Origin of the sequence: Gardnerella sp. DNF01159, assembly GCF_049244215.1 — a bacterium.
Lineage (GTDB): Bacteria > Actinomycetota > Actinomycetes > Actinomycetales > Bifidobacteriaceae > Bifidobacterium > Bifidobacterium swidsinskii.
Genome location: NZ_CP058387.1, coordinates 337,082 through 362,017, shown reverse-complemented (window position 1 = coordinate 362,017; position 24,936 = coordinate 337,082). Strand labels below are relative to the sequence as shown.

18 protein-coding genes are annotated in these 24,936 nt (G+C 42.8%); 1 reads left to right on the top strand and 17 read right to left on the bottom strand.

Features of this window, described 5'->3' with window-relative positions; all coding sequences use genetic code 11:
* Nucleotides 1–45 precede the first annotated feature (45 nt).
* The 5 genes from HXT39_RS01280 to HXT39_RS01260 form a co-directional block, all read right to left on the bottom strand.
* Entirely contained in the window at nt 46–1,836 is a 1,791-nt protein-coding gene (locus HXT39_RS01280; protein WP_102703223.1) for a D-alanyl-D-alanine carboxypeptidase, read from the bottom strand.
* A gap of 74 nt (nt 1,837–1,910) precedes the next feature.
* Nucleotides 1,911–3,563 (bottom strand): hypothetical protein, encoded by a 1,653-nt coding sequence (locus HXT39_RS01275; RefSeq protein ID WP_162861134.1) that lies wholly within the window; start codon nt 3,561–3,563, stop codon nt 1,911–1,913.
* 20 nt (nt 3,564–3,583) lie between these two features.
* A complete protein-coding gene (locus HXT39_RS01270) occupies nt 3,584–4,483 on the bottom strand; it encodes an ABC transporter ATP-binding protein (protein WP_102703224.1) in 900 nt (299 codons plus the stop codon).
* A gap of 301 nt (nt 4,484–4,784) precedes the next feature.
* Nucleotides 4,785–6,011, bottom strand: coding sequence for a glycosyltransferase family 2 protein (locus HXT39_RS01265; RefSeq protein WP_102703456.1), 1,227 nt, complete (start codon nt 6,009–6,011; stop codon nt 4,785–4,787).
* Entirely contained in the window at nt 6,008–7,588 is a 1,581-nt protein-coding gene (locus HXT39_RS01260) for an AI-2E family transporter (RefSeq protein WP_102703225.1), read from the bottom strand. The genes HXT39_RS01265 and HXT39_RS01260 overlap by 4 nt, the downstream gene beginning before the upstream one ends.
* 271 nt (nt 7,589–7,859) lie before the next feature.
* On the opposite strand from HXT39_RS01260, the gene glnA reads away from it, so the two are divergent.
* Complete coding sequence (gene glnA, locus HXT39_RS01255; RefSeq protein WP_004109385.1) at nt 7,860–9,296, top strand: type I glutamate--ammonia ligase; 1,437 nt, start codon at nt 7,860–7,862, stop codon at nt 9,294–9,296.
* A 500-nt stretch (nt 9,297–9,796) separates the two neighbouring features.
* Here the strand turns inward: glnA and HXT39_RS01250 are convergent, their stop codons facing one another.
* From HXT39_RS01250 to HXT39_RS01195, 12 genes are all read right to left on the bottom strand, one after another.
* A complete protein-coding gene (locus tag HXT39_RS01250) occupies nt 9,797–10,438 on the bottom strand; it encodes an ABC transporter ATP-binding protein (RefSeq protein WP_004109384.1) in 642 nt (213 codons plus the stop codon).
* Between the two features lie 120 nt (nt 10,439–10,558).
* On the bottom strand, nt 10,559–11,878 hold the full coding sequence (locus HXT39_RS01245) for an ABC transporter permease (RefSeq protein WP_004109382.1): 1,320 nt from the start codon (nt 11,876–11,878) through the stop codon (nt 10,559–10,561).
* A 74-nt stretch (nt 11,879–11,952) separates the two neighbouring features.
* Nucleotides 11,953–13,323, bottom strand: a complete 1,371-nt coding sequence (locus HXT39_RS01240) for an ABC transporter permease (protein WP_012914423.1) — start codon at nt 13,321–13,323, stop codon at nt 11,953–11,955.
* A 209-nt stretch (nt 13,324–13,532) separates the two neighbouring features.
* On the bottom strand, nt 13,533–13,823 hold the full coding sequence (locus HXT39_RS01235) for a hypothetical protein (protein WP_102703226.1): 291 nt from the start codon (nt 13,821–13,823) through the stop codon (nt 13,533–13,535).
* 204 nt (nt 13,824–14,027) lie between these two features.
* The gene (locus HXT39_RS01230; protein WP_233186339.1) at nt 14,028–14,342 is read right to left on the bottom strand and encodes a hypothetical protein; all 315 of its coding nucleotides are present in this window, start codon (nt 14,340–14,342) and stop codon (nt 14,028–14,030) included.
* A gap of 31 nt (nt 14,343–14,373) precedes the next feature.
* Nucleotides 14,374–14,634 (bottom strand): zinc-ribbon domain-containing protein, encoded by a 261-nt coding sequence (locus tag HXT39_RS01225; protein WP_004109342.1) that lies wholly within the window; start codon nt 14,632–14,634, stop codon nt 14,374–14,376.
* A gap of 183 nt (nt 14,635–14,817) precedes the next feature.
* Nucleotides 14,818–15,795 (bottom strand): DUF6574 domain-containing protein, encoded by a 978-nt coding sequence (locus tag HXT39_RS01220; RefSeq protein WP_103013821.1) that lies wholly within the window; start codon nt 15,793–15,795, stop codon nt 14,818–14,820.
* Between the two features lie 130 nt (nt 15,796–15,925).
* Complete coding sequence (locus tag HXT39_RS01215) at nt 15,926–16,579, bottom strand: peptide deformylase (RefSeq protein WP_004127356.1); 654 nt, start codon at nt 16,577–16,579, stop codon at nt 15,926–15,928.
* A 177-nt stretch (nt 16,580–16,756) separates the two neighbouring features.
* Complete coding sequence (glmM, locus tag HXT39_RS01210; protein ID WP_103013820.1) at nt 16,757–18,169, bottom strand: phosphoglucosamine mutase; 1,413 nt, start codon at nt 18,167–18,169, stop codon at nt 16,757–16,759.
* Between the two features lie 460 nt (nt 18,170–18,629).
* Nucleotides 18,630–21,245: an aminopeptidase N gene (gene pepN / locus HXT39_RS01205; RefSeq protein ID WP_102703228.1), complete on the bottom strand. Its 2,616-nt coding sequence runs from the start codon at nt 21,243–21,245 to the stop codon at nt 18,630–18,632.
* Nucleotides 21,246–21,341: 96 nt separating this feature from the next.
* The gene (locus HXT39_RS01200) at nt 21,342–23,369 is read right to left on the bottom strand and encodes a ribonuclease J (protein WP_102703229.1); all 2,028 of its coding nucleotides are present in this window, start codon (nt 23,367–23,369) and stop codon (nt 21,342–21,344) included.
* A 154-nt stretch (nt 23,370–23,523) separates the two neighbouring features.
* The gene (locus HXT39_RS01195; RefSeq protein WP_102703230.1) at nt 23,524–24,918 is read right to left on the bottom strand and encodes an MFS transporter; all 1,395 of its coding nucleotides are present in this window, start codon (nt 24,916–24,918) and stop codon (nt 23,524–23,526) included.
* Nucleotides 24,919–24,936 lie beyond the last annotated feature (18 nt).

Sequence of the window (24,936 nt, the reverse complement as noted above, 5' to 3'; positions counted from 1 at the left end):
GCTTCTAGTGTAGCGCGCCAATAATGCTAAATTGCAACTCATAAATCATAGTTTTGGCAATTCTGCCATAAACTTATTAATCGCTACGAACGCTCCCCAAATATCAGCTGGCTGGTTCGCAACAACAGCGAAAGTTAGCACTCCACCACTTTTCCTAGATACATTACCAACCATAGAAGTAACTTCACTTAAAGAACCAGTCTTTACGCGAAGCATGCCGGCAGAAGATTCATCCGCTAAACGCTTTCTTGCTGTTCCAACTAAACCAGGAAGAGACAATCCTTCAGCAGCTGCAGCACCTCCAGAATCGGCTTTAATATTAAGCACTTGTACTTGAGCTAGCGTTGTTGCGCGCAACCTTGATTTTGGAGACAAGCCTGAGCAATCAGACATGTGCAAACCACGTATATCGATATTGAGCTTGCGCAATCCCTCTTTTACTGCCTGAACTGCACCCTCCGGAGAGTTGGATTTGTGAGTTGCAAGCGCAGTCAAACGACCAAACTCTTCCGCCAATGTGTTGTCTGAAATACGAAGCGTATATGCCATTATTTCGTTTAATGGCGCAGAAGAAACTTGTGCAATTAAACGCGAATTAGATGATATTAACGATTGAGTTTCGCTTACTGGTATGACAAGATTTTCAGACTGTGCAGATTTATCTTCATTTTCAGAATCTTTATTGTTTTCAGAAGAATCATCTGCAGACGAGCCTGAACCGGAATTTTTTTCATCAGAAGCGGTTTTATTAGAATAATTACTTATAACTATTCCTTGTTTGCTTAATAATTTAGCAAAAACATGACCGACACTTAAAGCAGGATGAGGATCAGAAAGCGGAAAATCTGTCATAGCGTCAGCGTCAACACCTTGCACTGAAAGGTCACGCTGACGAGCATCATCTATAGCCAAAGATGACGTTTGAGCATAAAAGCGGCGTTCAACATCTGTTTCATAAATCAAATCAGGAGCACGTTTTGCGCCAAACAATGAGTCATCAACAGCTAAAGAAACTGTGTGAATATTTTCAAGCTTCAACGCGTTGGCTGTTCTTCTCGCTAATGTCGTTAAACCTGCTCTGCCATTGACATGGTGCCAATCGTTTTCTCCAACGCCAAGAAGCATGTCACCATTGCCGCGAAGCACAAGCTTTCTAGCATTCGTACTAGAAGCTCGTTCTGGTTCACCGCCTGTTTTAGGCAACAAAAATACTTGAGTATCAAGAGTTGAACCCATGTCAAGAGTGCGAGAAGCTACGCTAGCAGTTAAAGTTTTAAGCGTTGACGCTGGCTCTCTTAAAGCATTTGGCTCATGTGAAGCAACTACTCGCCCATTAGCATCCATAATTACTGCTGAAGTGCTGCTACTCATAGAAGCATCGGAAACCAACTCGTTAATAAGTTTTTGAGCTTGCGAATGATTTATTTCTTTACCATAAGTCACGCCTTTAGCTAGTGATTTAACTCGCAAAAGTGATTTAGGAGAAGAAACAGTTACAGCATAATGTTGTTTTCGCAACGTCAAAGGACCAGGAAGAATATCGTATACGTCAAGCAAAAAATAAGTAAAAATAATTGCTGCACTAACTATAACTGCTATAAATGCAATAAGCAATCGCCAACGAGAAGGATATTGGCTTCTTAAAACCATAGCAGCGTATTTACTTTTCTTCTGTGCGCTACTTGGTTTAATCTCACTGCTTGATTTAGATTCACTACTTAGTTTTTTTTCACTACTTGGTTTAGGCTCGATACTTTTGTTGGGTTCGCCGCTTTGCGCTGGCGTGCTCGCATTAGGAATATTTAAGGCATCGTTTAAGCCTTTATTACTTTCCATGCGAGCACACCTTTAAATCGATTGCAAATACCGCGCTTAACTATACATTGCGCTTGCAACAAAGCGTGCGTAAGTTACGCAGTAATAGACGCGAATCTGCGCAAGTTTTCTACAATGCGAATCGTGCGCTTATCCATTACTTTGCCACCAAGAATCACGCCAACAACCAGCACAATCAAGCCGTTTACTACAAACAAAATGCTTGCAATCCACAGCAGTTGCGGCGCAAGAATCATAAACGCAATCGCAGCCGCAACCGAAGGAATCATGCAAACTACAGAAAGAAGCATAAAGCCTATAGCTGCAAAACTTCGCCCGCCAGCACTTCCTTGCGGCCTAGAAAATGGCTTTTCGATTGATGCCACAGGGTACATTGCAATGCACGAAGAAATTAAGCCAATGCCTATGGAAGCAAAAGCTATTCCAATTGGCGAAAGAATCTGGAACATAACTGCATTCACATTTTGCTGAACATTTGCTACAAAGAAAAGGAAAACGTAAACCCCTACTCCAATAATCGCAAAATAAACAGCGCAAATCACTGACCAAACTATTGCGTTCGCTAAGCGATCGTGCAAACCTTTTACTCCAATAATCGCATGCATAGTAAAAGCTGTGCCATCGTAAGCAATATTGTTTCCAACAACCATGCCCATAAGCAAAGCAGCATACATCATCCATCCAGAAACACCTAAGTTATCTGTTAGAGAATCAAATCCTTTAGCCTTAAAACTACTTCCTCCTGCAACTACCAGCATAAAAAGCGGCGCAATAAGCAAAAATAGCTGACGCATATCTCTTCTCATAACGCTAATAATTCGCGCAATAATCGCACCAACTGTGTTGTCTGGAACTGCTGCAAACAAGCCGATTCCCTTAGTTTTAACAACTGTTTTTTGCTCACCACGAAGCAACTTCGGCTCTAATTTTGCGCAAAATACAGAGATTGCAAAGCAAGCAGCAATCGTTACAACGCAAATAAGGAAGCGAATAGCAAGAGCAAGCCAATTGCCATTAATAGCATCGAGCGGCAAAGCCATAGCTGCACTTAATGGTGTAAAAGCGGACGCAGCACAGAAACTTGTGCCTAGCGCAATTCCATTTGGCGAAGGGCTATGCGTATTCATTGATGAAACAAAAATCATGTACGCTATAAAAATGGCAAAGTAAAAAATGTTTCTTGAACGCTTGTTTATTAAAATAGTATCTAAAAGCTCAATAAGCATTTTGCTTAAAGACACGATTGTTGCAACGTAAAGCGGAGCTGCAATTACGCTGACTAAAACCGGCACAATTCCAAAGCTTCTGTACGCTAAAGACCACAAAGCAAGCGCGATTGTGCAGCTTACTGAAAGCGCTCCAAAAAGAGAGCCAAGAAGCATGCCAGCTTGCTGCTTTACGTAAGGAATGCCGTAAAGCGCAAAACTACGCGATTTTAGTGTTGTGTCGCTGCCAAACATAAACACGTTTATAAACAGCGTAAAAATTGACACAATCGACGCAACCATTATTGGAGCCAATTGGAATTCCTGCCAATTTTTAGTATCTGCAAGCATTCCTGGATTAATGTACTTGCCAGTTTCCCAGCCAGCAAAACCAAGAGCGCATATAAGCGCAAGTCCAAAAACAATTGCTATAGCAAAGCCAATTTTTTGCCAAATTGACTTTCGCATAACAGAAAAAGTAAGCGCCCAGCGAAGGCGAACCATTGTAAAAATCATAGACATGATTACTTACCGCCTTTCGCTCACGCGTTGTAATTACTTGCGATTGGTGTTGCGCTATTGCCGCCGTTAAGCCAGTCGATGCGCGCAGCTGCGTGACGTCCGCCAACAAGCTCCATAAAGCGATCTTCAAGATCTTTGCCCTGAGCCACCTCTTCAAGAGTGCCAGCAGCCGCAACATGACCTTCGTTAATAATCGCCACGTGCGAGCACATTTTTTCAACCAATTCCATAACGTGCGAAGAAATAATCACCGTGCCGCCAGTAGAAACATACTCGGCAAGAATATCCTTCAAATTTGCGCTAGAAACAGGATCCACTGCCTCAAAAGGCTCGTCCAACACAAGTACGCGAGGGCTGTGAATCATAGCTGTTGCAAGGCAAATCTTCTTAGTCATACCAGTTGAATAGTCCGAAACCATAGTGTTTGCAGCTTCTGTTAAGTCGAATGCAGAAAGCAAATCGTTCGCGCGACGAACAGCCTCAGCGCGACTCATCTCGCGAAGCATGCCAGCGTAAGTTAAAAGCTGAAGGCCAGTAATCGTCTTAAAAATCTCGTCGGCCTGAGGCATTAAACCGATTGCGCGCTTAGCGCGATTTACGTCACTCCAAACATCGTTGCCAAAAATCGAAGCCGAGCCAGCATCTGGCATAAGCAAGCCCGTAAGCATTTTAATCGTAGTAGTTTTGCCAGCACCATTCGGGCCGACTAATCCATAGAAAGAGCCTGCTGGAATGCTCAACGAAAGATTATCTACAGCAACTTTCTTGCCAAAAGTCTTAACAAATCCGCTAATAGAAACCGCTGGAACATCTTCGTTAGTAGCGTCGTAAGTGTTTGCGCCAAAAACTGGAACGCTGCTAGCAAAAGTATTTCCGGACGGATACTCGGACGGATATTCAGACGGAATAGAATCTACCATAGAAACCTCGCAGTATACAGATAAACGCACGCATTGCACTACATTAATTGCGCAATCACACGCTTATATCAAGGCTTCTATTATCTCATACCCGCAATTTTTGCGCAATCGCAACGCCAGCAGCAGCCGCACACACCGCCCCAAACGCGAGACAACCATCCCACATTCGGAGCAAAAACCCACCAAAACCCTCCAAACACGAGAAACCTACCCCACATTTGGAGCAAAATGACACAGACAACACTCCAAACGCGAAACAAGTTACCCATACTTGGAGCAATGCACCATATTAAACGAGAGCTTAACGACCGGTATGCTGAATCGGCTTCCACTCGCTCTTTGAGAAAATAGCTTGGAACGCAATAGGCACGTACGAAAGCATAAAAATCGGGAAGCTAAGAGCGTACGCAAATAGTTCCTTATTCGTTGCACCAAGCTTATCGTGTTCAACTAAAATAGTGAGCGACACAAATATCATCATGCCTAAAACACTTGTAACAGTAGTTGTAATGAAGTTAATTATTGAATAGATTTGACTCATCCATGTTACAAATCCAAATGCAGCAAAAATAAACCCAAGTATTATTCTTGCAACAGCCAAAACCATAAATGGGAAAAGCATAAGCGTAAAATCAACCGACGAAAAATCTCTTTCGCGAATACCATGTCGAATAAGAGCTGCTCCATAGTAACGAAATACCTGCAAGAATCCCTTGCTCCAACGAAGACGCTGCCTCCAGCTCTGCCTAAACGACACAGGTTGTTCATCATACAACACTGCAGAACCGCAATATCCAACTTTGTCTCCGTGAAGAATAGCATCCATAGTAAATTCAAGATCCTCAGTAAGAAGATGGAATTTCCATCCGCTATTTCTGTGCATAATCTCACGCGAGAACATGAATCCAGTTCCACCAGCATGGCAACTCGAACCGAATAGCATTCGAGAGTTGTTAGTAAATCGCGATTCTCGAATAAACCAAAGTGCAGAGCCAGACGAAACCCAATTATCTGAAAGATTCACGGAATTACGATAGCTGGTTAAAATTTGATATCCTGCGTGGAAACCTTTATTCATTTCCTCAAAATAATGCGGATCAAGTTTATTGTCTGCATCGAAAACAAAGTACGCGTCATAAACTTTATCCGCACCAATTTTCATAATATGATCGAGAAGATAGCTGAGCGCATAACCTTTACCAATATGCTCTTTATCAAAACGTTCAATTACGTTGCATCCGCAATTGCGGCCAACTTGCGCAGTAGAATCAGTGCAATTATCTGCAACAAGCCAAATATCAATAAAATCTTGTCTATATGTTTGAGTTTGAATGCAATGAATAAGATTACCTATAACAGCTTCCTCATTGCGCGCAGAAATAAGCACAGCATAATGCTTATCCATTGGTGCTTCAGGAAAAACAATAGGCTTAGCGAATAAAGATGCAACAGCACAAACACCTTGATACACAACACCGCTTATGCCAATAAGTATTACTAGTACATCAAATATTGATAGAAGAATCATCGCTTCCATCCGCTCCGTGGATTATTTTTTACGTTACTTTTATTATTTTTTGTATTTTTTACTATTTTAGACTCGCCTACTTGCAATTTTGCTTTAGAAGAATCCTTATTTTCAGAATCTACTTTACGCTTTGCAATATCTTTATTTACGGCATCTAATATTTCGCGCGAAATTGGCATTGTTGCCAATACGTCAGTTTGATCAGAATCGTTAGAAGAAACTTTGCTACCATTCGCATCGTCAGAGTCTGACACATAAGCTTGCTTATACCAATATAGAATATCCTCGTTCAGAGAAATGCGAGAGCTTGTGCCTTTCATTACACGATGAACACTTTCACTCATTGGATTCATGAACTTACGGCCAATCGCTTCAACGCAACGAACAATAATAGAAGTATGATCAGGGTGAGGATCGTTCATAAGCGGAGAAGAAACTAAACTATATTGCTTCGTGCATACTCTAAAAATTGCTTGCAAACTTGCAGTCACAGGCAAAGCCAAAAATGCTCCAAGAGCACCAAATACAGCGCCCATTACAAGAACTGAAATAAAAGCTACTGCAGGATTCAGATCCATAGTCTTCTCGGAAATCTTCGGCGAAATAACCATGTTCTCAATTTGCTGATAAATCGTAATAAAAATTAATGTTGCAACAGCCGCACCAAAACCATTGGAACCCCATGCAACCAAGATAGGCAAAGCTCCACCCAAATAGCCACCAATTGTAGGCACAAACTGCGAAACAATTCCGCAGAATAAGGATAGCGGAAGCCAATACGGTATATTCATTACAATAAGAAAAATTGCGGTACCCACTGCGTTAATCGCTGCCAAAATAATTCGCGAAAATAAGAAGCTCGAAATCTGCTCTTGAACAACTGACCAAATAAATAGGAAACGACGCTGAGATTGCGGATTCATCCAACGGCACATGCTACGACGCATAGCCGGACCTGCTGCAGAAATGTAATACGTAACCATAATAATGGTAAGTAAATCAAGCAGAACAGTCATCAATCCCCATGTTGTGTTAAGTGCTTGGCCAGCAAAATCAACAACCCAAGATGTTTGCACATGCTTCAAAATTTCCATGCCAAGCTGCTCAATATTAGGCATTTTAAAACCGGTATAGTGAAGCACAAAATTTGCAAATTGATTGTATAAATCAGGCAAGCCCATAACCATTGAAACAACCTGCTGAGCAAATAAATTACCAAACAAAGCAAGTAGCAAGCTAATTACAACAAGCAAGCCCGTTAGCGTAAAGCCAGAAGCAACTCCTCGCCTCCAACCATGCTTAATTAACCGAACAACAAGCGGTTCCATTGCGAGCGCAATAAAAATAGAAATCACAACATCGAAAACAATGAATGAAATGCTATTCCAAGCGAACCATAGGAAGATAGACACAAAAGTAATAATTGCAACGTAAATAAGTGCACGACCTAGCCAATCTGGCGGCCTTCTGTCATCGCCTTTAGCTGGGAAAAGTGAAGCTAAATCTAGCTTATTTTCACTTTCCTTAATATGCTCATGCATCTTATATTCATGCATTTCTTGCTCTTGGTAATTCATAGGTACTATTGTAACTGCGCGAACTGATGAATGCGAATTAGCGGCATGTAATGGTAACTATTTTTGTAATACTTAATAGTTACGCTATTTATTACTATTTATTACAATTTTCTACTATTTCCTACTAAACGATTGCAATTATGCGCATCTACGCAACTACACGTAACATTATGTAACACAAACGTAACGAGATATTCGAGTCGCTGAAATCCAAAATGGCATTCATAGTCATAAACTCATTACTGGGTTTTTTAAGAAAGGAATGGTGACCATGACCACTTTGCAAACTAAAGAAGATGCCGCAGCCCTTATTGAAAAGGAAGGCATTGAGTACGTATCCGTACGATTTACTGATTTAATTGGCGTTCAGCAGCACTTTACTGTTCCTGCTGACGAGTTCTTACACAGCGCTTTCACTGATGGAATGGCGTTCGATGGTTCTTCAATGCAAGGCTTCCAGGCTATTAACGAATCAGATATGAAGCTTATTCCAGATGTTGACACTGCTTATATTGACCCATTCCGTAAGCATAAGACTCTGAATGTTGCTTTCTCTATTGTTGACCCTGTAACAGATGAGCCATATTCTAGGGATCCTCGTCAGGTCGCTATTAAAGCAGAATCCTATTTGAAATCAACTGGCATTGCTGACACTGCAAGCTTTGCCCCTGAAGCTGAGTTCTTCATCTTTGACAAGGTGCGTTTTGCTAACGACATGCAGCGCTCCTTCTATGAGGTTGATTCTAACGAAGCTCCTTGGAATTCTGGCATCGACACTGAAGATGACGGTAGCAACAATATTGGTTTTAAGAATCGCGTAAAGCACGGCTACTTCCCTGTGCCACCAGTAGATCACAATCAGGATTTGCGCGATGACATGGTTTACAACTTGCAAAAAGTTGGTTTGATTCTTGAGCGTTCTCACCACGAAGTCGGCGGCGCAGGTCAGCAGGAAATCAACTACCGTTACAATACGCTTGTTCATGCTGGCGATGATTTGATGAAATACAAGTATGTGGTTCATGAAACTGCTGCTTTAGCTGGTAAGGCTGCAACATTTATGCCAAAGCCAATTGCTGGAGATAACGGCACTGGCATGCACTGCCATCAGTCGCTTTGGAAAGATGGCAAGCCATTGTTCTATGCGGAAACTGGCTACGCTCAACTTTCTGATATTGCACGTTGGTACATTGGCGGCTTGATTAAGCACGCTTCTTCTGTGCTTGCATTTACGAATCCTTCGCTTAACTCTTACCATCGCTTGGTTCCAGGATACGAAGCTCCAGTCAACTTGGTTTACTCTGCTCGTAACCGTTCTGCAGCTATTCGTATCCCTCTTGCTGGTACAGAACCTGCTGCTAAGCGTATTGAGTTCCGTGCACCGGATCCTTCATGCAACCCATTCTTAGCATTCTCCGCTCAGCTTATGGCAGGTTTGGATGGTGTTATTAACCATATTGAGCCTCCTGCCCCTGTTGATAAAGATTTGTACGAGCTTCCTCCAGAGGAGCATGACGGCATTAAGCAAGTTCCTTCTTCGCTTGGTGAAGCTTTGCAATCTTTGGAAGAGGATCACGACTTCCTTATGCAAGGCGACGTATTTACTAGCGACTTGATTGAAACTTGGCTGAATTTGAAGCATGAGGAAATGGATATGGCTCGCTTGGCTCCAACTCCACTCGAGTATGAGCTTTACTTCCACATCTGATTTGTAGTTAAGTTATTCTAGCAATAAGCCGGCTCTACGATTTCGCAGAGTCGGCTTTTTGTTTTGCGCGACGACCTGCTTGAGCGCTTATTCCTCACGGCATAGCCGTTCGGCTGATTTGGCATGTGAAGCACACCGTGCTTCACAATTGAGCCAAATCACGCTTTGAAGGAGCTTGAAATCCTGTTGAGTTCAAGCTCCTTCAAAGCGCGCGCGAAAGCAACTCGGAGCGGAAACTCGCTCAGGTTGGAAGTCCAGTGGACTTCCAACGCGAGTTTCGTAAGCGAGCGCTTATAGCGCGAGCGCAATCTGTACGAGTGTCCCATAACGACAGTTTTCAGACACTAACGCAGTAAGCGCGCTGCACGAGTGTCCCAAAACAAGCGAAATCGGACACGCGCGCAATAACTCAACTGCACTAGTGTCCCAAAATCACCAAACAGAGACACTCGCGCAGTAAGCGTACTGCACTAGTGTCCCAAAATCGCCTGTTTTGGCGCTCAAGCAGATTGTCGCGTTAGCTGTTTATTTTTCAGCACGTATTTTACATCAGCTTGAGAGGCGACCTTCGAATCATGAGTAACAACAATCACACATTTGCCATGCTCTCTAGCAGCATTTTTTAATATTGCAATAACTTCTTTAGTAGTAGCAGGGTCAAGACTTCCAGTAGGCTCATCAGCTAAAATTACCGGAGCAGAAGATACTAAAGCTCGTCCAATTGCAACACGCTGCTGTTGACCACCAGAAAGTTTAGTGACGTTACGATTTGCTTCTTCTTCAGTTAATCCAAGATCTATTAGCACTTGAACATCAGCATGTGAATTTACTAATCGCAAATTTTCTAATGGCGTCAAATAGTCAATAAGATTAAAATTCTGGAAAACAAGTGAAATATGTTTTTTGCGATGCTCAACATATCCTGTTTTTGCAATATTTTCACCGTTAAAAAGCACTTCGCCACTATACGGAGTATCTAATCCAGCTAAAAGCGAGAGCATAGTAGACTTTCCTGCTCCAGAAGCTCCCATAATACTGTACATTTTGCCAATTTCGAAATCTGCATTCACGTCATTTAGTACCGCAATATTTGCAGGTCCGTAAGTGTACTTCACATTTTTTAATTGCAATAAATCCGACATAATAAGCTCCTTATTTTTACATAATTTAAATATGATTTATAAGATTTGTTTCATTTATACGATTGCGCTGTTTGTGATTGTGTTTTTAGTAGAAAATTCACATACGCAACTATATTTCTGCTAACTCATAGCACTTAGTATTTGCCGAGGCTTCTTTATTAATATTGGCAGCACTGCAACAAGTAATGCGACTATTGAAATAAGCAAACCAATAACAAAAGCAGCAAGAGTTTGCAACAATGGCAATACTGGCATACCATCCGCAATAAATGACGAATCAGCACTATGCAAAATCGCAGACCCAATAACGCCAGAAAAAGCAGCACCGAAGCCTAGCGAAATGACGAATGACACAATGTTGAGTATCGTTATTTCAACAAGCAATTGACTAACTATTATTGCTCTAGATAATCCAATAGACATAAGTACGCCAATCTCGTGCATACGTCCTCTAACCCAGAACACTAATACAAGTCCAAGCACTAAAATACCAACAAAACTTAGTGCCACAAAAATCATTCGCACAAGTTGTTGCACAGAGTTAACCGAGCTTATTACATCAGACAATTGCGAAGCATTCTGCTCTACATCCGCCCACTTGCCAGCAATACTTTTAGTCTCCCGTATTGCACTAGCTAATAAATCAGAACGCTCGACAACACAGCGCAAAACACCTCGCTTAGAAGAGCCAGCCAAAGACAACGCCGAACTTAAGTCAGTAAATATGCGATTTTCTGAAGTATCCGAAGGAAGTGCTCCTTTAGTTTGCAATTTGCCGGCAAAAATGCCAACAACACGAACTTTTACATTAAACCCCTGCTTAAGAATTATAGTAGAACCAATATTAAGATTATTCTTCTTAGCAAAATCACGATGCACTATTGCTCTACCAGAAGAACGATTAGTAATATGCTCACCCTGCTCTAAACGGTATAATCCCTCTTGAAAACCCTGAGACAATCGAGAATCTGTTGTGCCAGTAATTCCAGCAGCATGAGCCAAAACATCATCGTCTAGTCTTGGACCCTGCGCAGGAAGCACAAGTTGCTTTCCAACAGGCACAGCTAAAACATCGCGCTCTTCCACTACAGTTTTTACGCCCGAAATCGCAGCAAATTTACGAATTTGACTAGAGTCAATTCCTTCATTCGCGCCCAAATCTTGTGGAATTGGAGAATTAGACGTAGCAACAGAATTAGAATTTGTATTACTTTGCTCTGGAAGAGTTTCACCTCGAGTTTTTGCTCGTACAGTAAAACCTAAACCAATACTGGATTGAATACGATCCCTAGCACCCTCAACAGAAGCACTGATACCAGCTTGTGAAACTAGCGCACTTAAAACAAGAGTCATAATCAGCACAATTATTGCGTTACGTCGAGGTTTGCGCAATATTGCAAGTTTCGCTCGAGCACATAAAGAAATTACTTCACCATTCATAATGTTACTCACTAACTTTTCAAATAACTTTCATACGACGAATTATGAAAACTATGCCGCCAAACAGCATAGTTCTACTTTTGCAATCCGAGGAGCTCACGAGGAGATTTGCATATAACTGGCAAATAAGACAACACAACTGCAATAACGATTACTGCACCAACAATTGTAGAAACTCCGATAAAACACTGAGCGTCTACTTGTACGCTAAGTGTTTCCAAAGTTTTTGTTGCCAAAGTTGATTCAAGATTTCCACCAGCTTGACCCATATTACTCAATTCACGAGCGGCTGATGATTGCACAGAGCCAAGAGCAACATTAGCCATCAACGGAGCTATAACTTTTGCAAAAAGGTAACCCACAATTAACGAAGGTATTGCAATAAGCACAATCTCAGCAAGATATTGACCAACTATAGATAATTTGCCAGTGCCAATTGCAACAAACACACCAATTTCATTACGTCGCTCATTCATCCACAGCAAAAGCACTAATGCCAAAGCAATAATAGCAAATGATACAACAGCAATTGTTGTAACAGTCATTATTGAGCGCACTCCCTTTGCTGCTTTCAACAAACCAGAAACGAACTGATCGTCACGAGTTAGTTGATAGTTTTGCAAATCAATAGGCAATTTGGCAGCTTGCGCCATAATATTATCCGCATCCTCACCGCGCTTTATTCTAAAACTTGCATCCTGATATATTTCTTTTCCAGGCTCATATTTGTATAATTCGCGAGTAGTTTGCAAATCCGTATACACGGTATTAGCTGTCAATTCCGCCCTAGTTGCGACTTGACGCTTATTTGCTCCGGCATAAATTCCAACAATACGAGTTTTTACTGTTGCTGTTGATTGTTGAATATTGTCAGCATCGTAAGGATTAGCGCGAAGCGTAAGAGTATCTCCTACATGTAATCCGTTAGCTTTAGCGAGATCTTCATGAATCAGTGATGCATGAACGTTATTAGCAATAAGATGCTTGCCTTTAGACATAGTTATTGCTTTTGTTTTAAAAGTATTTAAACCAGTAGAGTCATTCGTCCCTTCAATATTAACGGCATTTCCAAACTGCTGCTCGCGCTTTTGATCATAATCCTGAACGCCTGGAATTCTTGCCGCTTTAGCATTAACTAAATCCGCTGTTACATTTTGTCGAACAACGTAGGAAGCAATTCCATTTAATTTTGCAATTGCCTGTACATCTTTAGGTTTTACAGTTCCAGCTCCTCTAGGAGTTCCAGGGTTTATTTGAGGGTTATTTGCGAGCACAAAACTAGACTCTGCTTGCGCTTCAACTTTTTCTCCTTCTCTACCTGCAGCACTTGAAACTGCAGAAGTAGAAAATAACAATGTCGAAATAAGAAATACAATAATGAAAACTATCGCTGTTTTTATTCGTTTCCTCAGAATGTAGCGTATTGCACGAGAGATAAACGTCATCGACTACCTTTCTTCATTGAAAAATAACTTTATATAGTATGCGAACATACGATATGCCAGTATAGCATATACGCACTTATAATCGACATACGAAAAGCCGACCCTACGATTTTGCGGGGTCGGCTTTTTGTTACTAACACAGCACTCAGGCAGGTCGGAGCGCTGCACGAGTGTCCAAAGCGGCAACGAGTTTTATTTAATACTTATCCTTAATAATCTTGTTCTTGATATGTATTGTTCTCAAACTTAATATTTACGTCGTTGCCTTTGATTTTAAATGATTCGTTGATATAGAATCTGCTTACAGAATTACCATCATGCCATTCGTCTTCATTACTAGCCTTACGACGGAACTCTACAGTTTCTTCAAATCCTTCTGTAGAGAAACTTCCACTTTCTGGATCAATGGATGTAAGTTTAGGATATCCGTTAACACTTCTCTTAACATCTGAATATGAATAGTCGTAGGATGTAAAGAATCCTAAGTTCTTCTTACGCAAGGAGGTGCCAAAAGCACAAATCTTTGCAGGGACTGCTGATCCATTTGATGCACTAATGCACTGCTTAATTTGCTTTTAACAGCACTGGTAATTTTCTTCTCTAGCTTCTTGCTAGCACGTTAACTTTGATTTTTTAATCCTGTTTGGAATATCTAAATACATAATGTTTACACGAGGATACAGCTTATATGACTTAAATATAAGTCACTCAGTTTTAGGATAAGAGACTTGAAGCGACATTTTATTCTCTTTCCCATTAATTCTGTAGGAGACTACACTGGAATCAAAGCTAATGTTGGTAATTACTGGATTTTCAATACGATTTTTAGTTTTGCTGCTAACTTCATTAGTCAAAAGGATGCGAGAACCTTCTTGAATATCGCTAGGAGACCAGTCAACAAGTTTGCTTGCTTCTGTAAAGTTTCCGCTTTCCAAAGCGTTCACATATTGTTTAATTGTAGCTTCTGGAGAATAAACATAGTTTTGAATTGCATAATATGCAGCACCAAGAGCTACCATTAAAAAAACTCCAATTATGATAAAGATGATTTTATTCTTTTTTGCTCATCTTTACTGAAGCTATATTAGAGTTATTTGAAAAATTCGCGTTATTTACGTTATTTACGTTATTTGGCAAAACGGTGTTATTAGTTTGCGTCTGATACGTATTTACAGCAAACTGCTGCGCTTGAGATTCATACTGATTAAACTGCGCCATTGGCTGCTGTGCATTATCCTCTACTTTTGCGCCACAATTTGAGCACCACGTTGAGCCACTATCTATAGGGCTTCCACATTGAGTGCAATTCATATTAACTCCTAATATTTCACAAAAGTGCTTAGCATATTATTCATACGCTAAGCACTTTTGAAATAAAATTTTTCCAAGTTATTTTTATTTTTAAGTTATTTTGCTAAACTGACGCAAATTTTACGAAAAACACTCTATTAAAAAGCTTTTATAGAATTATTTAATTAGATTAGCAAAATTCTTTTAGTGCAATAAAGCTCCGTATATTGCGGAAGAAATAGCACTTGTTACGATTCCCATGGTGACGAAGAATACGATAATAAGAATTATCGCAGCCACCAACACGTAAATAACCCACAACCATTCGCGATCTATCTTACGCGTGCATTCAGCGTGAGATACGAAGGAGAATGGAAGAAGCATTGTCAAGAATCCTGCAAAGATTTGCAAGAACACAGACGGAGTCGAAAGAGTAAGAATGCCAAGCAATGCTGCGCAAATCTGAATTGTTACAATCGGAACCATCTTCTGAGCGAACTGAACATGCAACTGGCTGGCAGACATTGGGTCACCAAACATCTTTGCACCAATCAAAGCCACAACGAATGTCATGTAAACGCTAATCATTGCTGCGAAGAAAGCGGCAATGAATACAGAAATAGGCACGGAAACTCGTGGAGCAGAAATAGAACGCTCCGACATTGACGAAAGGAAGTTAGCACCAGCATCAGTAAAAGAGTTGAAAATGTTGACACCAGATTGAACCATGAAATAAGTTTGGATTGCAGATACAAGAGCGCTAATTACAAACACAAGCACAGCGTACAAGCTAGATACATGGTACTGCTGAGAAGACTTCTTAATTGCACTAATAAGCCAATGGAAGAAGTCCACCATCTGTTCAGAATTAATCTGATTCGTTGGCTGAGTATAGTGAGGAGCACCTTGCATTGCTGGAGCCTGCTGCATCATCGGTTGAGCTGGCTGAGTTGGGTGAGTCATTTGCGGATTCTGCTGAACAAACATTGGCTGAGCTGGCTGCTGGGACACAGGTTGCATTGGCTGCATTGGCTGAGCCATTGGCTGAGCCTGAGACACAGGTTGTACAGGCTGAGCTACTGGTTGAGCTACTGGTTGAGCGGCTTCAACATTATTACCGCAACCCTTACAGAACTTTGCGGAATCGTTGTTTGCTGTACCACATTGAGAACAAACCTTCATTTTTCTCTCCTTTATTCAATGTAGTAAATACACGCGTTTAAGCAGTAAATTACAAAAACACACATGAGTATTCTATAACTACTATTGAAATGCACAAAACGACACTGCAATAATTTTTAAAACTTTAAAATCATATTGCAAAACCGAGAGTGCGAGCTGCAGCTACTGGAACTGCTTCATCTGCCCAATAATCTTCAAGATTTTCGTCGGTAGAAAGCGAACGCATTTCCGCACGATCAATATAAAGTTCGCCGCGAAGATGATCAGTTTCGTGCTGGAAAATACGCGCAGGCCAACCGTGCAAACGCTCGGAATGTTGTTTGCCGTCCTCATCTTGCCAAGTTGCCTGAACGTCAAGCCAACGCTGACGAACAGCCTGGTAGCCGGAAACACTTAAGCAGCCTTCGTAAAAACTGCGAGTTTGCGTACCAATAGGCTCATAATGCGGGTTAATAATCGCTCTAAACGGAAGCTCTGCAATGTCTCGAGGATCGTCTTCATCGTCACGAACATGATCTTCAATAACGGCAATCGCAAGACCTAAACCAATCTGTGGAGCAGCCAAACCTACGCCTGGAGCCTCCAGCATTGTGCTGTGCATAAGAGAAATAAGTTTTGTGAGTGTAGCACGTGTAAGCTGGCCATCATATGCCACAGTGCGCTGGCGAAGAACAGGCTCACCTGCTTGCACAATCGGCAAAATGCCGTCTTCTGTAGCGGAATCAAGCAAGCGCTCAACAGCGCGACTGAGCTTAGTATCAACACTTGCGTGATGCGTAAACATAGGACTCCTTTTCACCGTTTTAAGTAACGCGCACAGTAACGCGAAAACATACAAAATCTACATGCTGCGAGCAGAATTTGAAAGCCGCACTAAAGATATAAGTGTATCAAAATTATTTGCGCACTGCTAGAGCCGACTGAAATGTAAGCAAATAGCAGGCGCAAAAAATAAGTAAGCTTATAGCTTCAGATTATCGACCACAACTTGAGCAAGACGAGCGCAAACCTCATCTGCCTGAGTTTGAGTTGCAGCCTCGCACATAACGCGCACAAGCGGCTCTGTGCCACTAGGACGCAAAAGCACGCGACCTGTATCTCCAAGAAGCTTCGATTCTTTCTCAACAGCTGCAAGCACAGCTGCGTTAGTTTTCGAAGCCATTTTATCTACATTTGGCACATTTACAAGAGCTTGCGGAAGCTGCGGGAAGTCTGCAGCCATTTGCGAAAGTTTCTTGCCTGAACGAACAACTTCACGGCACAAAGTCAAAGCAGTAAGCGTACCGTCACCGGTTGTTGCAAATTCGCGATTAATAACGTGACCAGACTGCTCGCCGCCGAGTGAATAATCGTGCTTAAGCATTTCTTCCAAAACGTAGCGATCGCCGACGTTTGTTTGAACGGTTGCAATACCCATATCTTTAAGAGCAAGCTTTAAGCCGAGATTGCTCATTACGGTTACAACAAGCGTATCCTGATTAAGCTTACCTTCAGCCTGCTTTGCGCGCGCAAGAATGCCCATAATCTGATCGCCATTAACCATATTGCCGTTCTCGTCAACAGCTAAGCAGCGGTCGGCGTCACCATCGAAGGCAACACCCAAATCAGCCTTTGAAGCTTTAACCATAGCTTGTAACTGCTCAGGATGAGTCGAGCCTGCGTGATCATTAATATTGTAACCGTCAGGAGATGCGTTAATAACCACAACTTCTGCACCAGCGCGACGAAGAGCTTCAGGAGCAACAACAGAAGTAGCACCATTCGCGCAATCTGCTACAACACGCAAGCCTGCAAGAGGCTTTGGACGCGTAGTAGAACCATTGCTTAAAGGCACAACAGCAGAAACCAAGTGATCAATATAAAGATTTGTTGCGGTAGTAGTGTCGTGGCTGACTCGACCAACACCAGCTCCTGTTGGACGCTCCCAATCTTGACCAAGAACAGCCTCAATCTCATCTTCCTTGCTATCTGGAAGCTTAAAACCACCACGCGCAAAGAATTTAATGCCGTTATCTGGCATAGGATTATGCGAGGCGGAAATAACAGCACCCATTTCAACGTTTAGCACGGATGTTAAGAATGCAACTCCAGGAGTTGGGATAATTCCGGCATCGATAACATCAAAACCACCGGCGCTCATGCCTGCAGCGAGCGCAGAAGCTAGAAAATCGCCAGAAACGCGCGTATCTCTGCCAATAAGCGCGCGGCGACGAGCGTGAGAGGAAGGCTCGCTTTCATTAGAACTAGATGCAACCGGCGCGTGCTTATCCCCTAAAACGCGCACTGCAGCATCACCCAAATCTAACGCAAGTTGCGCTGTTAAATCTCGGTTCGCCAATCCACGCACACCGTCAGTACCAAACATTCTTGGCATAATAAAGCCTCTTTCACAAAAATCACTTCATCCTACGCGCAAGCAAACAACATCGCATACTAGCGCGTCACACACTGTTTGCCATCTTACTCGTAACATTACATAACGCGCTAGCGCAAAGAAGCTTTGCAGTAATGCTCTGCTGAAGTTGATTGCTTATTACTTAGGAGAACACTAACATTCGTGCTAATGCATACACCACACAAGAAACTCCTACAACACACCAACACACAGCTTTGTTTAGTGACTTTAGTTGCAGGAATACCAGTGTGGTAGAGATTTGAGATTTTTCGCACTGAGCGCGGACGCTCGCGCGGGTAACGCGCTTGCTACGAAACTCGCGTTGGAAGTCCACTGGACTTCCAACTTAAGCGAGTTTCCGCTCCGAGTTGCTTTCGCGCGCACAATGCTGCGCGAAAGCAGGTCGTCGCGCAAAACTCGCGCCACATTAATTAAGGCACTAGCGCAAGGAAGCGTTGTAATGCTGTACCTTAAGCGTGCGGCGAGAAGAATCGAGACCTCCGAGCACCATGCGACGCAAAGCCTGATCCGCATCAGCATGAGCCTCAAGCCACTTTTCACCGTGCTTAACCAGCTCCTCAACCGGCGCATACACAGGATACAAGCCTTCGATCAGAGCTTCAGCCATGTGGAAGGTGCGGTTCTTCCAAATCCACTCAACTTCAGCAAAGTAGCGCTCAACATAAGGCTTAACCAAATCGCCTTTAGCAGTGCTTGCAAAGCCAGCAACCACAGCGCCCATTTGCATATTCGTCAAATCGAGATTACGCAAAGCCTGTTCAAAAGCCCAATCCTTAGCTTCTGCAGTTGAGCGAGCTGCACGAGCTTGGTAAGCGTATTCGCGATTCTCAGTCGTGTCGCGCTTTTGAAGTTCCGCATCAATTCCAGCTTCGTCCAAAGCGTTCACACCTGCGAGCGCAATAAGAACGCTCCAGCGTAAGTCGTTGTCGATTTCCAAACCTTCTAAGCGCACGGAACCGTCGAGCAATCCGTTAGCTACGCGCACAAACTCAGCATCTCCAACTTCGCCATATCCAAGATAAGCCTTAACAAGTTGGAATTGCTCGTCGGAACCTGCAGAAGCTGCCAAAGCCAACTGCCACAATTCGTGAGCAACATGCTTTGCGACTTCTGCTTGACGCTCTGGAACCACGTAGTGGCTTGCAGTTACTTTCACTTGACCAAGAGCATAGCGGAAAGTAGTTGATTCACGCTCGGTTGCCAAAGCTTTAAGGCTGAGTTCCACGAAGCGTTCTGCTGGGAATTCTGCGTCGCGAGTCATATCCCACAATGCGAGCCAAATAAGCGAGCGAGTCAAAGAATCCTTGAAACGATACAAGTTTTCTGCAGCAAACTCAAGCGACTTTTCGTCAAAACGTAGCTTTGTGTAAGTCAAGTCGTCGTCGTTTACAAGGATAAGTGCTGGCATTTTTTCGCCGCACGCTTCAACAACTTCCGTCACTTCGCCGTCAACGTCAAGTTCGATTCGCTTTGTGCGCTTAATTTCGCCAGTTGCTTCGTCTACATTGTAGAATCCGACAGCCAAACGGTGTGCGCGCAGAACAGGATGCTCAACTGGTGCGCTCTGACGCAAACGCAAGGAAGCAATAGTGCCGTCACCTGCTTCTTCTACTTCGGTAGAAATCGTGTTAATTCCAGCTTTTTCAAGCCACTGAGCACTCCAAGCTTTCAAATCGCGGCCGCTTGTAAGCTCTAACTCGTGCAACAAATCAGCCAAAGTTGCGTTGCTGTATGCATGCTTACTCAAATAGTTGTGGATTCCTTCAAAGAACTTTTCGCGACCAACGTACGCTACGAGCTGCTTCAAAACGGAAGCGCCCTTTGCGTAAGTGATGCCGTCGAAGTTGACTGAAGTGTCATTCAAATCGTTGATTGGAGCCACGATTGGGTGCGTTGTTGGGAGCTGATCTTGATTAAGCGCCCAGCTTTTTTCGCCGGAATTGAAAGTGCTCCAAGCGTCGTGCCATTCAGTTGCTTCAGCGGTGGCAAGAGTAGAAGTGAATTCTGCGAAGGATTCGTTAAGCCACAAATCATTCCACCACTTCATGGTCACGTAGTCGCCGAACCACATGTGCGCAAGCTCATGTAAAACTGTTACAACGCGGCGCTCAGCATAAGCGTCCGTAACTTTGGATTCAAACACGTATTGGTCGCGAATCGTAACCATACCAATGTTTTCCATAGCTCCAGCGTTATATTCTGGCACATAAATCTGATCGTACTTTGCGTACGGATACGGCACTCCCCAAGTCTTAGCGTAGAAAGCAAAACCTTTCTTCGTAATATCGAACAAGTAGTCAACGTCTTTTGCAAAAGCGTCTTTAAGTGCCTGACGGCAGTACATTGCCATTGGAACTACGCGACCGTCTTCATTGTTGTAAGTTGTGTGCCACTGCGCGTAAGGGCCTGCGCAGATAGCAGTTAAGTAGGAGCTCATCTTTGGAGTTGACTCGAATACCCAACGCTTCATGCCTTCTACAGCGCCATTTTCCAAAGTGCCTGCTTCAGTTTCGCGGCCTTCCAACGCGGTTTCGCTTTTAACTGGCATATTGGAAGTCACAATCCAACTTTCTGGAGCGTCCACCGTAAAGTCAAAAACAGCCTTTAAATCCGGCTGATCAAACACAGCATAAACGCGGCGAGCATCCGGCACTTCGAACTGAGTATACAAATAAACGTTTCCGTCGGAAGGATCCACGCTTCTGTGCAAACCTTCGCCCGTGTTGGAATACTGGCAGTTTGCTACAACTTCTACGGTATTATGCTCAAGCAAATTTGCAAGCTCAATTCGACTGTCTGCAAAAACTTTAGAAACGTCAAGAGCGGTACCGTTTAACACCACAGATTCTACGCTGTTTGCAATTAAATCGAGGAAGCTTGCGCTACCAGCTTTAGCATCGAACTCAATCTTCGTGCGCGAAGTAAAATCGCGTCCGCCTTTTCCTAAATCGAGCGCAACATCGTAGTGAATTGGCATTTGGATAGCGTCGAAACGCTCTTGAGCTTCTACGCGAGTCAGATTTGCTCCTGGCATATTTTGTACCTTCCTTATATTTTTCTTATTTTTGATTATATTTACGATTATTTTTAGCTATTTACAAATAATTGCGAATATTTTCTTTATTTTTGATTATTCTTGATTATTTTTTGCAATATCCGCAACTACCGGCACGAGCATAGGCTTCCTGCGCAAAGCGCGAGCAACCCAACTACCCAAAGTTCGTCGCATAATCTGCTGCAACTTATGAGTATCGTGCTCACCGCGCATCATCGCATCCTGCAACTGTTCAACAATTTGATGACGAACCTTCTCAAAATCAGCCTCGTCTTCAGCAACAGCATTCAAGAAAATCTTTGGACCAGAAACAACGTCAGCGTGCTCTGTATCAACTACAACAAAGCTCGATACGAAACCTTCCGTGCCCAAAATTCTGCGCTTTTCAAGCTCTTCATCTGTAAGCTCACCAACAGAATCACCATCAACATACACGTAACCGCATGGTACAGAACCAACAACTGCAGCATTGCCATGATACAAATCCACAACATCGCCGTCTTCAGCAAGCACAACGTTATTTGGTTCAACGCCAGTTTTTACTGCAATCAATCCGTTTGCAACCAAGTGACGATGCTCACCATGAATTGGCATGGCGCACTTTGGCTTCACAATGTTGTACAAGTACAGCAACTCGCCTTCATTGCAATGACCAGACACGTGAATTGCAGCGTTATCTTTGTTGATTACACGCGCACCCAACTGCACAAGCTTGTTAATAACCTTATAAACTTCGTGCTCATTTCCTGGAATAAGCGAACTTGCAAGAATAACAGTGTCGAACTCATTAACAGTAATATCTCGGTGATTGCCATCTGCAATACGCCCGAGTGCAGCCATAGGCTCGCCTTGTGAACCAGTGCACATGTATACGAGCTTGTCGTCTTGAACATCCTTGGCCTGCTTTAAGTCCACAACCGTGTTTTCAGGAATATGCAAGTAGCCTAAATCCGCAGCAATTGACATATTGCGAACCATCGAACGGCCAACGAACACAACTTTTCTGCCAAACTTGTGAGCTGCGTCAACCACTTGCTGCACGCGATGCACGTGGCTTGAGAAACTAGCAACAATAATCTTGCGCGTAGCTTCAGCAAAAGCGCGATCCAAAGCCGGACCAATCGAAGTTTCAGGCTTTACAAATCCTGGAACTTCAGCATTAGTGGAATCAGCCATAAGCAAATCTATGCCCTGCTCACCTAAGCGACCAAACTCAACTAAATCAGTAATACGATGGTCAAGAGGAAGCTGATCGAGCTTAATATCGCCAGTATCAATCAAAGTTCCAGCAGGCGTTTTAACACAAACAGCAAGCGCGTCCGGAATCGAGTGCGTCACCGTAATAAACTCAAGATTAAACGGACCTACTTTCATCTTATCGCGGCCTTCAACGCGAGTAAGTTTCGGCTCAATATGATGCTCCTGGCACTTTGCTTCAACAAAAGCCAAAGTAAGCTTAGAACCAATTAACGGAATGTCAGGACGCATTTTAAGAAGGTAAGGCACACCACCGATATGATCTTCGTGACCGTGCGTTAAAACCAATGCCTCAACTTTGTCTAAACGATCCTGAATGTAGTGAAAATCTGGGAGAATCAAATCAACGCCTGGCTGCTCTTCTTCTGGGAATAGCACACCGCAATCGATAAGCAAAATATGACCGTTATATTCAATTACGTTCATATTGCGGCCGATTTCACCCAAACCGCCAAGCGGTACGATTCGCATTGATCCTTTACGATACTTTGGCGGCGCAATAAGAGCACCTTCTCTTTGATCGTTAACTACAGGAGGAAGAACATTTCCTGTTCTACGAGTTGATGACTTTGCATTTTCTGTTTTAGTTTCTTTGTTGAATTTAGCTTTTTTAGTTGATTTAGTTTTAGCAGTTTTTACATCTTTAGTAGATACTGATTTAGTTGAAGTATCAGCAGACATTTTTTTATTCACTTTTTTCACCGACTGTCGAATTTGCTTAGACGACGCAGAAGATTCTTGGTTATTAAGAGAACGCATATTATCAGCGTCAGATTGCAACGCATCGCGTACTACTTCAGCAAGAATTTCCTCAGTACGTTCATCATATTCTATTTTCATATTCATCTCACTACATCTTGCGATATTGCGCACTTCTTTCTAGTGTACCGTTAGGACTCAACTCAGCTTTTGTCACTGAAGCGGCAGAAACTTTACGCAGCTGTAAAATTTCGGTCGGATTAAAGCGAGAAAACGGCAGAAACTTTACACACGTGCGCAGTTAATGTCGCTTTTTAAGCACCATTACAATAAACCAGCCAAGCGTGGCGATAGGTATAGCTGCCATTGTTGAGATCCATGGAACCATCATTCCGGCATGCGAATTCCACGAGTCGATTGCAGCTCCAGCAGCCATCGAGCCTAAAGAACAGCCAACAGCAGACGCAGTTGGTAGCCATGAAAGACCTTCCGTAAGCGATTCTTCAGGAACAGTTGCTTTCACAATAAGATTTCCAGTAGCAAAAATTGGCGAAACGCATAAGCCAGAAAGCACTTCAAAAACGCTCATAAACATAAGTCTGTCAATATTAAGACTCATAAGCATAAATCCGACAGTTAGAACAGTCAAAAATACAATCAGATGTGACCAATCAGAACCACGGAATTTATGCGATCCAAAAATAATCGCTCCCACAAGCGAACCACATGCAAACAATGCCAACTGCATACCAATGAAATGATCAAGCCCCTGAGCTTTCATTGCAGCTGTTACAGACACGTCAAATGCACTAAAACTCATATTAAATACAACAAACATGAGCACAAGCGGGATAATGCCGCGGTAAAGCAGCACGTTTTTACCGCGCTTTTTTGAGCGATGATTATGCAATTGCTTAAGACTAAATTTGTCTACAAATGAGCGTTTCGCTTCTTGCTTTTGAGATGCCACATAATCTTTGGAAATTTCATCTTCTTTTTGAGAAGCGATTAATACATCAACATCTTCAGCTGCAGCAGTTGGAACTTCCACTACTTTGAGCACAGCAGGTTGAGTATTTTTTAGAGAAAAGAACCAAGCTCCGCCCAATCCACTTGCAAATACTGGCACGAATAATTGCGAAACAGGGTGCACAGAAGTTGCTAACCACGCGGCTAAAATAGGTCCTAATATAAACACAATTTCATCGATACCAGATTCCAACGCATAAGCAACGTTTAATAAAGAATCGTCATCTTCTGCACGCAATGTATAAGCCCAACGAGTACGCACCAACGCGCCAAAAGCAAACTGAGTTACACCCATCACAATTGCTAACACAAAAAGCAAAACAAGAGGAACCTTAAATAAAGCTGCAAATGCAAAAGAAATCATAGCGATTACTTGTGCACTTAGCGCAATAACTCCAACTTTACGCTGACCAAAACGGTCAAAAAGCTTAGCATACACAGGAGTTACCGCAGCTTGTGCAAGCACATACGACGCAGACATTGCTCCAGCAATAGTCCAGTTGTTATACAAATGGTTTAATGCAAGAACAATCCCCAACGCAATCATAGACATTGGCAAACGCGCAATCGCGCCTGCTACACAAAACGCTTTAGCTCCATTAAATGAAAATAATCTAGAATATTGAGAAAATACCGATGCTTTCTTAGTTGCCGTTTGGGACGACATATATTTCTTTGCTCCTTT